The organism is Halomonas sp. KAO (assembly GCF_015595025.1).
GTDB lineage: Bacteria > Pseudomonadota > Gammaproteobacteria > Pseudomonadales > Halomonadaceae > Halomonas.
Genome location: NZ_JADNRL010000005.1, coordinates 170085 through 183411, shown reverse-complemented (window position 1 = coordinate 183411; position 13327 = coordinate 170085). Strand labels below are relative to the sequence as shown.

The 13327-nt window shown below is 65.5% G+C and carries 12 protein-coding genes and 1 tRNA gene; 11 read left to right on the top strand and 2 right to left on the bottom strand.

Annotated elements, in window-relative coordinates; translation table 11 throughout:
• The first annotated feature begins 152 nt into the window (after positions 1–152).
• From IOC61_RS02020 to IOC61_RS01990, 7 genes are all read left to right on the top strand, one after another.
• The gene (locus IOC61_RS02020; protein ID WP_195687217.1) at positions 153–560 is read left to right on the top strand and encodes a CBS domain-containing protein; all 408 of its coding nucleotides are present in this window, start codon (positions 153–155) and stop codon (positions 558–560) included.
• 501 nt (positions 561–1061) lie between these two features.
• A tRNA-Gly gene (locus tag IOC61_RS02015) sits at positions 1062–1135 on the top strand.
• Between the two features lie 56 nt (positions 1136–1191).
• Positions 1192–1566, top strand: coding sequence for a hypothetical protein (locus IOC61_RS02010; protein WP_195687216.1), 375 nt, complete (start codon positions 1192–1194; stop codon positions 1564–1566).
• Positions 1567–1624: 58 nt separating this feature from the next.
• On the top strand, positions 1625–2392 hold the full coding sequence (locus IOC61_RS02005; protein ID WP_195687215.1) for a helix-turn-helix transcriptional regulator: 768 nt from the start codon (positions 1625–1627) through the stop codon (positions 2390–2392).
• Positions 2393–2744: 352 nt separating this feature from the next.
• Positions 2745–4235, top strand: a complete 1491-nt coding sequence (gene putP, locus IOC61_RS02000) for a sodium/proline symporter PutP (RefSeq protein ID WP_195687214.1) — start codon at positions 2745–2747, stop codon at positions 4233–4235.
• Positions 4236–4311: 76 nt separating this feature from the next.
• Entirely contained in the window at positions 4312–7980 is a 3669-nt protein-coding gene (gene putA / locus IOC61_RS01995) for a bifunctional proline dehydrogenase/L-glutamate gamma-semialdehyde dehydrogenase PutA (RefSeq protein WP_195687213.1), read from the top strand.
• Between the two features lie 225 nt (positions 7981–8205).
• On the top strand, positions 8206–8835 hold the full coding sequence (locus IOC61_RS01990) for an OmpW/AlkL family protein (protein WP_195687212.1): 630 nt from the start codon (positions 8206–8208) through the stop codon (positions 8833–8835).
• Between the two features lie 120 nt (positions 8836–8955).
• Here the strand turns inward: IOC61_RS01990 and IOC61_RS01985 are convergent, their stop codons facing one another.
• Positions 8956–9216, bottom strand: a complete 261-nt coding sequence (locus IOC61_RS01985) for a hypothetical protein (protein ID WP_195687211.1) — start codon at positions 9214–9216, stop codon at positions 8956–8958.
• A 245-nt stretch (positions 9217–9461) separates the two neighbouring features.
• Between IOC61_RS01985 and IOC61_RS01980 the strand changes: the two genes are divergently transcribed.
• Positions 9462–10085: an OmpW/AlkL family protein gene (locus tag IOC61_RS01980; protein WP_195687210.1), complete on the top strand. Its 624-nt coding sequence runs from the start codon at positions 9462–9464 to the stop codon at positions 10083–10085.
• A gap of 111 nt (positions 10086–10196) precedes the next feature.
• Here IOC61_RS01980 and IOC61_RS01975 read toward each other — a convergent pair whose 3' ends face one another.
• Complete coding sequence (locus IOC61_RS01975) at positions 10197–10529, bottom strand: YqcC family protein (protein ID WP_195687209.1); 333 nt, start codon at positions 10527–10529, stop codon at positions 10197–10199.
• A gap of 301 nt (positions 10530–10830) precedes the next feature.
• Here IOC61_RS01975 and IOC61_RS01970 point away from each other — a divergent pair, with 301 nt between their 5' ends.
• Genes IOC61_RS01970 through rimK form a run of 3 tightly spaced genes read left to right on the top strand, consistent with a single transcriptional unit; the run spans position 10831 to position 13251 of the window.
• On the top strand, positions 10831–11850 hold the full coding sequence (locus IOC61_RS01970) for a DUF3549 family protein (protein ID WP_195687208.1): 1020 nt from the start codon (positions 10831–10833) through the stop codon (positions 11848–11850).
• 23 nt (positions 11851–11873) lie between these two features.
• On the top strand, positions 11874–12311 hold the full coding sequence (locus IOC61_RS01965) for an ATP-dependent zinc protease (protein ID WP_195687269.1): 438 nt from the start codon (positions 11874–11876) through the stop codon (positions 12309–12311).
• A 31-nt stretch (positions 12312–12342) separates the two neighbouring features.
• Positions 12343–13251 carry a 30S ribosomal protein S6--L-glutamate ligase gene (gene rimK / locus IOC61_RS01960; RefSeq protein ID WP_195687207.1) on the top strand — a complete coding sequence of 303 codons (909 nt, stop codon included), beginning with the start codon at positions 12343–12345 and terminating at the stop codon, positions 13249–13251.
• Positions 13252–13327: the final 76 nt, after the last annotated feature.

The following is a 13327-nucleotide window of genomic DNA, read 5'->3' as shown; positions in this document are numbered from 1 at the left end:
CCTCCAGGGAACATAAGATGGTGACAGTTTGAGGGAGTGACGGCATCCCGGGTTCCCCCGGAACCACAAGCGTTGAAGGTGGTTCGCCCGGGTTAGATGGGGAACCATCATGGTCGGCTATGCTAAGAGCAAACCGGCACAAGGAGACCCTCATGGCCAACAAGGCTCCCACCATCGTACGTGAGATCATGTCCCGCGACTGCTACCGGGTCACCGACAGGACCTCGGTCGCGACGCTGGCCCACGGGCTTGCCCTGCATCGCCTGCCCGGCGCACCGGTGGTCGATGGAAACGATCTACTCATCGGCTTCATTTCGGAACAGGACGTGATGGGCAAGGTGCTGGAGAGTGCCTATCTCAACGACGAGCCGCCGCTGGTCAGCGACCTGATGCGCCACGAGGTGCTCACGGTGTCACCCACCAAGAGCATTACCGACCTGGCCCAGGAGATGCTCGGCAACAAGCCCAAGGTCTACCCGGTCGTGGAACAGAATCGACTGGTGGGTATCGTGACCCGCCGCGACGTACTCGACGCCATCCTGCGCATGCGCCACCGCTGACCCCTGAGCGGCGCTCAACTGTCCTTCCCCGCCCCGTCGATCGACGGGGCAAACATGTTGGCACCAGCAAGCCTGCCCTCTCCAGCCACCCTCTTGCCATCGGGAACGGCCGCATCGACCCAGAAAAAAAAGGCCGCTCCCGAAGGAACGGCCAAGATGCGATCGAAACTGCCAGCGGAGCAACAGTGTTAGCGACTGCTATCGCGACTGGCTGTACAGAGTCAGACAGCCGTTGGCGAGAAAGTTCGCGACAAGCCAAAATTTTTTCATTATTTTTCGAGCAGAGCGCTAATGAAAACAGCTGCTTGACGCCGTTTCACCGATATATCGAATAAGCTGACGGTGCGGGGTCTACACCCTTAGGCCGGCAGGGCAGGCCCGACAGCGGTTCCGCGGCTCCCGGCAGTCTTCACAAAACAACGGGTTACCGCCGCAGGAACAGGAAACCCACAAGACGACTTGCAATGGGCAAGGTATTGGTTTTACTATCGAAAACCACTCGCGGGTGTAGCTCAATGGTAGAGCAGAAGCTTCCCAAGCTTAAGACGAGGGTTCGATTCCCTTCACCCGCTCCAGGTTCTACTCCCCTCCGTGCCTTCGCACCCATACTGCTGCCACGCCTGAGCTTGCCATGGCCCTCTACCTGCTGGTCTTTGTCGTCTGCCTGCTGATCTTCGGCGGCATGGTCGGCCTGCTGCTGCTCTCCGGCACTCCACGCTTTCGTACCGACCCCGAGCGACTGCTGACACTGTTCGACCAGGCGCTGGAAAGCCGTGTCGACGAGAGCGAGTGGAACACCATCATGGGGTACCCAATCCGCCACGACGACTATCTGGATGGCGTGCGCCGTCGGGCCCAGCGCCTGATGGACGAGCATGGCAACCACGGCCGCGCCGCGAGGGGCAAGCCGCTGCTGGACGAAAAGGGGCATGACGAGCTCGAAGCACTACGCGCCCACCTGGCGCGCCGTCAGGCACTGCGCGAGCGTCAACGCAGCGTGAAATGAGACATTCTGCCGCACGGGGTAGGATAGTGCTTCGCCCGCTGTGCGGAGGGAGACCGCCATGTCCAGCGTGATTCGCCAGATCCCCCTCGATACCGCCACGCGACATCATGCTCACGACTACCATCAGGTCGTGATCGGCCTGCAGGGCCAGGCGGAATTCGAGATCGAGGGACTCGGCGGCGCCATCTCGGCGCTTTCCGGCTGCATCGTGCCGGCCAACCATGTGCACTACTACGCAGGTACCGGCGACAACCGCCAGCTCATCCTTGACCTGCCGACACGATCCGCCGCCCTCACCGGCCCCCAGCGAGAGCTCGCACGCCTCTTCGATGCCCCGCGCTTCTTTACCCTGGATGACCCACTCAAGCGCTACATGGCATTCCTGCTGCTGGAGCTGGAACACTCGCCACCCGATGCTCACCAGGGAGACCGTCTCGCCGCAACGCTGCTGGGCTGCCTACACGCCCGCCTGGCCTGCGAGGCGCCAGCCTCCCCTCCCAGGCTCGATATGGTGCGGCTGGAGCGTTTCATCGAGGCACATCTGGCACACCGCCTCAGCGTCGCCGACCTCGCCCGGGTGGCCTGTCTCAGCGAGGCCCACTTCCGACACTGCTTCCGCCACCAGACCGGACTCACGCCCTGGCAATACGTGCGACGCCGTCGTCTCGAGGCCGCCCGCCGGCTGCTCGATGACACTCACCTATCGCTGACCGAGATAGCGGAACTGACGGGGTTCAGCAGCCAGAGCGCCCTCTCCCGCGCCTGTCGCGAGAGCTATGGCCAACCGCCGAGCCGCCTGAGGCAAACTGCCCTCACCACAAGCTAAGACTAAAGTCTATCTATCTAACGCTATCGTCGTACAAGTCACGCGTTTTTTGCAACAACTCCCGCGGAATCCACAAGCATCACCGGCGCCAAGCACCTACAGTCAGGGTAAGGCCAGGCTGCAACAACCTCGCCCGCATGGCGCCGGCGCAGTGCAGAAGGCGCTCCGGTACCGAATACCGCACTCATCGAAGGAGGCCACCCAGAAAACGAATCGCCGCAATACCCCAAGAGCCCCGGCATAGTGCCATCGAGATAAAAAAGCCAAGAAAGCGGTGCCCGATTGCCGACCCCTCGGCACAGGCATCAACGACGCGGAGCCAGGCTCCGCCCTGATGAACTGGAGAGTTTTCATGGAAACTGGTGTATGGATCAGCCTAATAGGCTACTTCGTACTCATGATCGCCATCGGCGTTTATGCGATGCAGAAGGCCACCTCGTCGTCCGAAGATTATATGCTGGGCGGACGCGGCCTGAGCCCCAAGGTGGCCGCGCTATCCGCCGGCGCTTCGGACATGAGCGGCTGGTTACTGCTGGGGCTGCCCGGGGCACTGTTCGTGTCGGGGCTCGGCTCGGCCTGGATCGGCATCGGCCTGCTGGTGGGCGCCTTCTTCAACTGGACCCTGGTCGCCCCCCGTCTGCGTGAGCAGACCGTCCACTACGGCAACGCGATCACCATCCCCGAGTTCCTGGCCAACCGGTTTCCGACCCGCGCCCTGTCGCTGAGGACGGTGTCGGCCATCGTCATCGTCGTTTTCTTCGCCGTCTACACCGCCTCCGGCCTGGTGGCGGGCGGCAAGCTGTTCGAGAGCGCCTTCGCCGGCATATTCAACTTCGGCGGTTTGAGCGACTATGCAGCGGGAGTCGTCATCACTCTGGGCATCGTGCTGGCCTACACCGTCATCGGCGGCTTTCTGGCCGTCAGCCTGACCGACTTCGTGCAGGGCTGCATCATGATGCTGGCGCTGGTGATCATGCCGGCGGTGGTACTCTTCGGCGAAGGCGGCGGCGGCTACTCCCAGGCCTCACAGACGCTCAACGAGGTAGACCCCACCCTGCTGACCTGGACCGAGGGGCTGACGGTCATCGGCTGGCTGTCGGCGGTGACCTGGGGGCTTGGCTACTTCGGTCAGCCGCACATCATCGTGCGCTTCATGGCCATCCGCAGCCTCAAGGAGGTCCCGATAGCGCGCAACATCGGCATGTCCTGGATGGCCATCTCGCTGATCGGCGCCGTGTCGCTGGGCATCTTCGGCCGGGCCTACGCCGTGCGCAACGGTATGGATGTCGAGGACCCGGAGACCATCTTCATCATTCTCGCCGATCTGCTGTTTCATCCGCTGATCACCGGCTTCCTCTATGCCGCGCTGCTCGCGGCGATCATGAGCACCATCTCCAGCCAGCTGCTGGTCTCCTCCTCATCGCTGACCGAGGACTTCTACCGGCTCTTCCTGCGCAAGCAGGCATCTGACAAGGAGACGGTGACGATCGGTCGCCTCTGCGTGGTGCTGGTGGGCATCGTCGCCGTGATCATCGCCTCCAACCCCGACTCCCAGGTGCTGGGGCTGGTCAGCAACGCCTGGGCAGGCTTCGGCTCGGCCTTCGGCCCGCTGATCATCCTCTCGTTGATGTGGCGGCGCACCAACGGCGCCGGCGCCATCGCCGGCATGGTGACAGGGGCCGCGACCGTCATGATCTGGATCTCGCTGGGCTGGAACGGCTCCTTCATGGGCGGGCCCGGCGTCTACGAGATCATCCCCGGCTTCATCGCCGCCTGGGTGGCCATCATGGCGGTGAGCCTCGCCACCGCCGATGCCGGCGAGTATCAGCATATCGAGCGGTAATTCGGTGCCCGAGGGCGCCGAAACCAGCAACACCACGTGGCCCCGCGACCGGGGCCATTAGCAGGAGAGATCAACCATGAATCACGCCACCCCGGGTCCTCAGGGGGTCGAGAACGTCCTCCGCGCGCGCATCCGCGACCACTATTCGATCGATGAAGCCAGCGTGCTGAAGGGACTGGTGGAGCAGCAGCTGCGCCTTTCCGAAGAGGAGCGCCACCGTATCGCCGAGGCCGGCGCCAACTACGTGGCGCGGGTGCGCAAGGAAACCTCGCCGAGCATGATGGAGTCGTTCCTGGCCGAATACGGGCTCTCCACCGCCGAGGGCGTCGGCCTGATGTGCCTGGCCGAGGCGCTGCTGCGCGTGCCCGATGCGGAGACCATCGACGACCTGATCCACGACAAGATCGAGCCCTCCGACTGGGGCGCGCACCTGGGCAAGTCCTCCTCGTCGATGGTCAACGCCTCGACCTGGGCGCTGATGTTGACCGGCAAGGTACTCGAAGACGATCCCAAGGGCCCGGTGCGCGCGCTGCGCGGCCTGGTGCGCCGCATGGGCGAACCGGTGGTGCGCACCGCGGTGGCTCAGTCGATGAAGATTCTCGGCCGCCAGTTCGTGCTCGGCCAGACCATCGAGGAGGGCATGAAGAATGCCCGCGAGCTCGAGAAGCAGGGCTACACCTACTCCTACGACATGCTGGGCGAGGCGGCGCGCACCGATGACGATGCCCTGCGCTATCACCAGGCCTACGCCACGGCGATCGAGGCGATCGCCAAGCAGGCCAAGGGCGACGTGCGCTCAAGCCCCGGTATCTCGGTGAAGCTCTCGGCGCTGCATCCGCGCTACGAATACACACACCGCGATACCGTGATGAGGGTCCTGGTGCCCCGGGCCCAGGAGCTGGTGAAGCAGGCGGCCAAGGCCAACATCGGCTTCAACATCGATGCCGAGGAGCAGGACCGCCTGGATCTGTCGCTGGACGTCATCGAGGCGCTGCTCGACGACCCGGAGCTCGACGGCTGGGACGGCTTCGGGGTGGTGGTGCAGGCCTACGGGCGCCGCGCCGCGCCGATGATCGAGGCCCTGCACGAGATGGCCGAGCGCTACGACCGCAGGATCATGGTGCGGCTGGTCAAGGGCGCCTACTGGGACACCGAGATCAAGCTGGCCCAGGAGATGGGCGTCGAGACGTTCCCGGTCTTCACCCGCAAGGTCAACACCGACGTCAGCTACATGGCCTGCGCGCAGATGCTTCTCGACCGGCGCGATCGCATCTACCCGCAGTTCGCCACCCATAACGCCCATACCTGCGCGGCGATCATCGCCATGGCGGGCGGCGACAAGGAGAGCTACGAGTTCCAGCGCCTGCACGGCATGGGCGAGTCGCTCCACCATATCGTCAAGCAGTCGGAGGGCACCCACTGCCGCATCTATGCCCCGGTCGGCGCACACCGCGACCTGCTGGCCTACCTGGTACGCCGCCTGCTGGAGAACGGGGCGAACTCCTCGTTCGTCAATCAGGTGGTGGATGACACCATCCCGCCGAGCGAGGTCGCCAAGGATCCGGTGGCCGAGATGCAGCGCCTGGGCGGCGCCATCGCCAGCCCGTCGATCCGCCAGCCCGGCGAGCTGTTCGCCCCCGAGCGCAAGAACTCCCGGGGCTACCGGATCAACGAGCCGGCCTCGATCCTGCCGCTGATCGAGGCCCGCGAGGCCTTCGCCGATACCACCTGGACCGCCGGTCCGATGCTCGCCGGCGGCCCGGCGCCCAAGGGCAAGGCGCGTGACATGCTCTCCCCCGCCGACACCTCCCGGGTGGTCGGCCAGGTCCACGAGGCGACCGAGGAAGAGGTGGCCGCCGCGCTGGACGCCGCCGAGGATGGCTACCGCGACTGGTCGGCGCGGCCGGCGGCGGAGCGCGCCGAGGTGCTGCGCCGGACCGCCGATCTCTACGAGGAGCACATCGCCGAGCTGACCGTGATCTGCACCCGCGAGGCCGGCAAGATGATGTTCGACGGCATCGCCGAGGTGCGCGAGGCGGTGGACTTCCTGCGCTACTACGCCAACGAGAGCGAGCGCCTCGAGGCCGAGGAGCCCGGCAGCGCCCGCGGTCTCTTCGTCTGCATCAGTCCGTGGAACTTCCCGCTGGCGATCTTTACCGGCCAGATCGCGGCCGCGCTGGGGGCCGGCAACGCCGTACTCGCCAAGCCCGCCGAGCAGACGCCACTGATCGCCGCCCGGGCCGTCGAGTTGATGCGCGAGGCCGGCCTGCCCGAGGCGGCGCTGCAGCTGCTGCCCGGCGATGGGCCGACGGTGGGTGGCCCCTTGACCAGCGATTCGCGCATCGCCGGCGTCTGCTTCACCGGCTCCACCGAGGTGGCACAGATCATCCACAAGGCGCTTGCCCAGAACGCCGGGCCCGATGCGGTGCTGATCGCCGAGACCGGCGGACTCAACGCCATGATCGTGGACTCCAGCGCGCTGACCGAGCAGGCGGTGCGCGACATCCTGATCTCCTCCTTCCAGTCGGCCGGCCAGCGCTGCTCGGCGCTGCGCATGCTCTATGTCCAGGAGGAGGCACGCGAGCGTCTGTTGACCATGCTCGACGGCGCCATGGACGCGCTGGTGATCGGCGACCCCTGGAACACCGACACCGATGTCTCGCCGGTGATCGATGCAGAGGCCCAGGCCGATATCACCGCCTACGTGGAAGCCCAGCGCAAGGCCGGCAAGCTGCTGAAGACGCTGCCCGCCCCGGAGGTGGGCACCTTCGTCACCCCGGCGGTGGTCGAGGTCGACGGCATCGGTGATCTCGAGCGTGAGATCTTCGGGCCGGTGCTGCATGTGGCCACCTTCAAGGCGCGGGAGATCGACGAGGTGGTCGATGCGATCAACGCCAAGGGGTATGGGCTGACCTTCGGCCTGCACACCCGCATCGACGATCGCGTACAGCAGATCGTCGAGCGGATCCATGTCGGCAACGTCTACGTCAACCGCAACCAGATCGGCGCCATCGTCGGCTCCCAGCCCTTCGGGGGTGAGGGACTCTCGGGCACCGGACCCAAGGCCGGCGGGCCGCTCTACGTCACCCGCTTTCGCCGCACCGCCGAGGTCGAGCGTCACGAGGCGCCGACGGGGGACACCGTGTCGATCGGCGATCTGCAGTCGGCCCTCGACGGCCTCGACCCGCGCAACTGGGCGGCGCGGCCCGACCGGGTCGAGGTGCTGCGCCGGGCGCTCTCCGGCCAACGCGGCGTGATCCGCAAGGCGCTGGCCGAGGCGGCGTCTCTGGACATGACGCCGCAGTCGCTGCCGGGACCGACCGGAGAGAGCAACCGGCTGGCGATGTACCCCAAGGGGCCGGTGCTCTGTCTCGGTCCGACGCTGGATATCGCCGTCGCCCAGGCGGTGCAGGCGCTCGGTGCCGGCTGCCCGGCGCTGGTCGTCGCACCGGGCGCGGTCGAGGCCGTACAGCCCCTCGAGCGGGCCGGGGCGCCGGTCACCGGGATCGACGGCCGCGTCTCGGCAGATACGCTGACCGCGGTCGAGGGCTTCGTGGCAGTGGCCGCCGCCGGCAGCAGCGACTGGACCCGAGAGCTGCGCCGGGCACTCGCCGAGCGCGACGGAGCCATCGTGCCGCTGGAGACCCAGACCATCGCGCCGGAGCGCTACGTGGTGGAGCGCCACCTCTGCATCGACACCACCGCCGCCGGCGGCAACGCCAGCCTGCTGGCCACGGCCGAGTAGAACGCGGGAGAGCCCCCTCTCAGCCCATCCGCAGCATGCAGGCCTTCGCCTGCCCCTTCCCATCAGCAGGCCGCCCTCGGGCGGCCTGCAACGTTTCTGCAGGTGTGCCACCGGCTATTTTCGCCCTGCGCGCCAGACCCAGCGTTGAAACAACGCAAAATCTGCGGCATGCATCTAAAATAAATGCTCGGTGGCGGTGTCCCACCGCTTGCAGGAGCCAAAACCATGCACAAGAGAACCCTCACCATCCTGATCGCGACGAGCGTTGCCGTCACCGCCAGCACCCAGGTCTTCGCCTACGGTGCCGGCGACTTCTTCGCCCGCCTCGGCGTGGCCAAGTTTGCACCCAAGAGCGATAACGGTTCGCTGGATACAGCGCTGGGCGTGCTGGAAACTGATGTGCAGGATGACAGCGCCTTCGCCTTTGCCCTGGGCTACCGCTTTACCGACAAGCTGGGCGTCGAGCTGCTGGCCTCCGAGCCCTTTGATCATGACATCGAGCTGAACGATGCCAACCTTGCTTCCACCGAGCATCTGCCACCGACCCTGACCCTGCAGTACTATCCGCTGGGGGGCACCGACGCCTATGTCCAACCCTATGTCGGTGTAGGCGTTAACTACACCAGGTTCTCTGACGAAAAAACCAAGGTAGATGGTGTCAGCCTGGAACTGGACGACTCATGGGGTGCCGCCGGTCAGCTGGGGTTGGATCTGCTGATCGACGACCGCTGGGCGCTTAACGGCGCGGTCTGGTATATGGATATCGACACCGATGCCAAGGTGGGCGGTGCCGATGCAGGCAAAGTCGAGCTCGATCCGATACTGGTCATGGGTGGCATCAGCTACCACTTCTGACCATCCCCCCCGACACAACAGGGCCCGCCACTGGCGGGCCCTGTTGCATAAGCGCCTGGCGATCAGGCTCCTCATGATCGGCCAGGTTCGGATTGCTGTCCTTTCACTTACCAGGCGCCACTACCCTGAGAGGGCCAGCCCCATCACCAGCAAGGCAAACAGCCCCAGAGCCAGCAGGCTCCAGGGGGGCGTCAGCATTCGGTGCGGCCAGCCGCGGCTGGGCAACACCCGATAGGGGCGCAGGAAGGCCGCACCCAGCGCCCAGATACCCAGCAGTATCAATGGCAGGCGCCCCGCAAGCGGCAGGCCAGTGATCAGCTCCGGGCGCAACAGCAGCCACACCGCCAGCCCCGCCGCCAGCAGCAGGGCCGTCAGCGCCATCTCCCGATCGTATCGCGACTCCTCACGCCACATGGCCACCCCCGCCTCTATCCACTGACTTCAGTGAAGACGATTCCCCTCGTTCTGGCGACCCTGAAGACGCTCCGGAAGAGCTGCGACACTCTGCCACCCCGGGTAAAAAACCTTGCGCTGGGTCAACATGCAGCGCCTAACGGCTCGTTAACATGAACATGACATCCGATGCGGCACCCCGCCGCAGAAGGCCAGCCACCAGGAGCCGAAGCATGCGCAAGAGCCCCCTCTCAATCCTGATTGCGGCGAGCGTCGCCGCCGCCGTTACCGTCAGCAGCCAGGCCCTCGCCTATGGGGCCGGTGACTTCTTCACCCGCATTGGCGTGGCCAAGGTCGCGCCCAAGAGCGATAACGGAAGCCTAGTCAATGGTGCCGTTAAAGCGGACGTCCAAGACGAGACCGATTTTGCCTTTACCCTGGGGTATCGCTTTACCGACAAGCTGGGCATGGAGCTGTTGGCGGCTCTGCCCTTCAAGCACGACATCGAACTGAACGGGGCGAACCTGGCTTCCACCAAGCACCTGCCGCCGACCCTGACCCTGCAGTACTATCCGCTGGGCGGCACCGACGCCTATGTACAGCCCTATATCGGCGTGGGCGTCAACTACACCCGCTTCTCCAACGAGAAGAGCGATCTAGGTGACCTGGAGCTGGACGACTCCTGGGGTGCCGCCGGCCAGTTGGGGGTCGACCTGTTGATCGACGATCACTGGGCGCTTAATGGCGCCGCCTGGTACCTCGACATCGATACCGATGCCAAGCTTGATGGTGCCGATATCGGTACCGTTAACATCGACCCTTGGGTCGTGATGGGGGCCGTCAGCTACCGCTTCTGATTCCACCTCACGCCAGACACAACAGGACCCGCCATTGGCGGGCCCTGTTGTGTCTGGCGTGCGGTTGTCCTGTTGTAGCAGCGCCTGGCGGCCAGTCAGCTCGTTACCGACTCAGTTTTCGGTGATCAGGCGGTCGATCTCCTCCACCACCTGCCACAGCAGCAGGCGGTCGCTGGCACGCCCGCCCTGCTGGGCAAAATAGGCCGCCAGGGCCGGGGCCACATCGCAACGCGCCGGCAGTGGAGCGCGCCGTTCCACCAGGGCGTCCAAGCGGGCGATAAACACGAAGCGCAACCACTGGGGAAGCGCCATGGTATCGACGCAGAAGGGCTCCTGGCTATCGAATGCCGAGGGCTCGGGTGTCTCCATCTGCCACAGGTTGGCGGCCTTCATGGTGGCCTCGAGCCGGCGCAGGGACTTGTCGAGTTCGTCGTGAACCGTCATCGGGGAAGCTCCCAGTCGAGTGTGGCGTCATTATCTCGCCCCCGGCGACCCCTGGCCACCCGCCATCTCAAGGATCACGGCGTCGTCCCCAGGACCGGTTGGTTATCCCCCGTTCATGGCTCATTCACAGTTTCCGTGAACGGCCCTGTGGATAACCGCTGGAAAGAGTTCGCTAACCCCGATGCCATGGGAGACAGCGAAGGGCGATCAACATTTGATCACCCCCGGCACATCCTCGCCGAACCTGCTGACAGTATGATGATGCCACGGTAGAGTGCACGCTCAGACAAGCGGAGATGCCATGCAACCCATCCACACCCTTCACGACTTCTTCGTGCGCAGCGGGGCCGAGGTACGGCTCTACCACCTGGGCCGGCGCGTGGAGTCCAGCGAGATGGCGACCCTGGAAGCCCTGGAGACCGGCTCGGCGCCCTGGCCGGTCCCCTGGCAGGGCCAGGCTCGGCTGGGTCTGGTCTTTCGCCTCGGCGACATGCCCGACCCGCTGATCTGGTTCCTGGCACTGCCCCTGGATGAACAGGGCCGGCTCGACCCGGCATCCCGCGATGCCTTCGTGCAGCGGCTCCTCGAGACCCTGGGCCGGAACGTGGCCAAGGTCGGGCGCGAGGATGGCCAGGCGGTGGATAACCTGATGAAGGACAACCCGCTGGCCTTCACGCCGTCCCTCCCCTTCCAGGCCATGCTTCACGCCCTCGCCAGCCATGACCTGGGACGAGCGGCCAGCTCGCACCTGGAGCCGGTAGAGGCCTATCTGAGTGGTCAGCAGACGCGCGACTGGCAGGCACTCGGCCTCCAGGGGCTGGCCGACTTCGCGGCACGCATGGGTGACGAGGAGCGTCGCCAGCTGGCCCGGCGGCTGCCCGACCTGCCCACCGAGATGCTCACCTCGCTGTGCTACTGTCTCGAGCATGTCGCCATCGATGACCGGCTGGCCCAGGCGCTGCGCGCCCGGGGCGAAGCAGCCGCCGAGGCCGGCGATGTCGAGACCCTGTGTGCCTGCGTACGGGCGGCGTCGACCAGCGAGGCCGCCGGTGACTGGTTCGACAGCCTGCTGGCCGATGCCCACGCCTGTGGCCCCGACCTGCTGGCGGCAATCGCCGCGCGCGGCTGGCCGCTTCTCGAGGATGGTCAGCGACTGCCGTGCTACCTCGAGCGCCTGGCAAGCTGCGAGCAGGCGGACTTCATGAGAGTGGCCCGCGACCTGGCCCTGATCCCCAGGCTGCGACTGCCCGTGCTGATGACCTTGCGCGAGGCGCCCGCCGACTCGCCCATCGGCAAGCGGCTCGCGGCCCTGACGCGCTGAGGCGAAGACGATCCATGACAATGATGAAGGAACTGCCCTATACCCCCAAGGCGATCATCGGCCGCCGGGAGATGGTCGAGCTGACCGAAATGCAGCTGGTGTTGTGCGCCAAGGCGGATACCGGGGCGCGTACCTCGGCGCTGCACGCGGAGGACATCACAATCTTCGACGAGGAGGGAGAGCCGTGGGTCAGCTTCACCATCCCCGGCAGTGGCCCTGACTCCCCACCCCACGTCTTCCGCATGCCGCTCCACGACCGCCGCAAGGTACGCAGCTCCAACGGCCAGCAGGAGTGGCGCTATGTGGTCCGCACGCCCATGCGGCTCGGCACCCTCGAGTACCCGGTGGAGTTCACCCTGACCGACCGACGCGAAATGCGTCACCCCATGCTGCTGGGCCGACGCGCCCTGCGTCGTCTGCTGGTGGCTCCCGGCGCCTCCTTCCTGCACGGCGACCCCTGAATTCGCTTTTCCACCCCTCCGGAGCGACTCGATGCATTTCGCACTGCTGTCACGCAACCGCAACCTCTACTCCACTCGACGCCTGGTGGAGGCCGCCGAGCAACGCGGCCACACCACGCGAGTGGTCGACACCCTGCGCTGCTACATGAGCATCGCGGCTCACCAGCCATCGATCCACTACAAGGGCGGGGGGCTGGAAGCCTTCGATGCCGTGATCCCGCGGATCGGCGCCTCGGTGACCTTCTACGGCTGTGCGGTACTGCGCCAGTTCGAGATGATGGGCACCTATGTGCTCAACGACAGCGTCGCGATCACGCGCTCGCGTGACAAGCTGCGCTCGCTGCAGCTGCTCTCTCGCAAGGGGCTTGGCCTGCCGATCACCGGCTTTGCCCACTCCCCCGATGACATTCCCGACCTGATCACCATGGTCAAGAATGCCCCGCTGGTCATCAAGCTGCTCGAGGGTACCCAGGGGATCGGCGTGGTGCTGGCCGAGACCAACCAGGCAGCGGAAAGCGTGATCCAGGCATTCATGGGCATGAAGGCCAACATCATGGTTCAGGAGTACATCAAGGAGGCCAGGGGGGCCGATATTCGCTGCCTGGTGATCGGCGACAAGGTGGTGGCGGCCATGAAGCGTCAGGCCGCCGAAGGTGAGTTCCGCTCCAACCTGCACCGCGGCGGCACCGCCAGCGTGATCCGGATCACACCGGAGGAGCGCTCCACGGCGATCCGTGCCGCCAAGGCCATGGGGCTGCGGGTGGCCGGCGTCGACCTGCTGCGCAGCAACCACGGCCCGGTGATCATGGAGGTCAACTCCTCTCCCGGCCTGCAGGGCATCGAGAGTGCCACCGGCAAGGATATCGCCGGTCTGATCATCGAACACCTGGAGAAGAATGCCGCCCCGGCACGCAAGGCACCGCCTAAGCCCAAGGGGTAATTGCCAGTTGCGCACAAGCCAGGCTCAATGGGCATCGTGATTTCCGCACTTATTCCATTCCGGGGCTAGCAAAACA

Coding starts and splice junctions, on each gene's coding strand:
- IOC61_RS02010 (WP_195687216.1), top strand. CDS start 1,192: ATGGCCCTCTACCTGCTGGTCTTTGTCGTCTGCCTGCTGATCTTCGGC.
- IOC61_RS02005 (WP_195687215.1), top strand. CDS start 1,625: ATGTCCAGCGTGATTCGCCAGATCCCCCTCGATACCGCCACGCGACAT.
- IOC61_RS01975 (WP_195687209.1), bottom strand. CDS start 10,529: ATGACGGTTCACGACGAACTCGACAAGTCCCTGCGCCGGCTCGAGGCC.
- rimK (WP_195687207.1), top strand. CDS start 12,343: ATGCATTTCGCACTGCTGTCACGCAACCGCAACCTCTACTCCACTCGA.
- IOC61_RS02020 (WP_195687217.1), top strand. CDS start 153: ATGGCCAACAAGGCTCCCACCATCGTACGTGAGATCATGTCCCGCGAC.
- IOC61_RS01965 (WP_195687269.1), top strand. CDS start 11,874: ATGAAGGAACTGCCCTATACCCCCAAGGCGATCATCGGCCGCCGGGAG.
- IOC61_RS01980 (WP_195687210.1), top strand. CDS start 9,462: ATGCGCAAGAGCCCCCTCTCAATCCTGATTGCGGCGAGCGTCGCCGCC.
- IOC61_RS01970 (WP_195687208.1), top strand. CDS start 10,831: ATGCAACCCATCCACACCCTTCACGACTTCTTCGTGCGCAGCGGGGCC.
- putA (WP_195687213.1), top strand. CDS start 4,312: ATGAATCACGCCACCCCGGGTCCTCAGGGGGTCGAGAACGTCCTCCGC.
- IOC61_RS01990 (WP_195687212.1), top strand. CDS start 8,206: ATGCACAAGAGAACCCTCACCATCCTGATCGCGACGAGCGTTGCCGTC.
- putP (WP_195687214.1), top strand. CDS start 2,745: ATGGAAACTGGTGTATGGATCAGCCTAATAGGCTACTTCGTACTCATG.
- IOC61_RS01985 (WP_195687211.1), bottom strand. CDS start 9,216: ATGGCGCTGACGGCCCTGCTGCTGGCGGCGGGGCTGGCGGTGTGGCTG.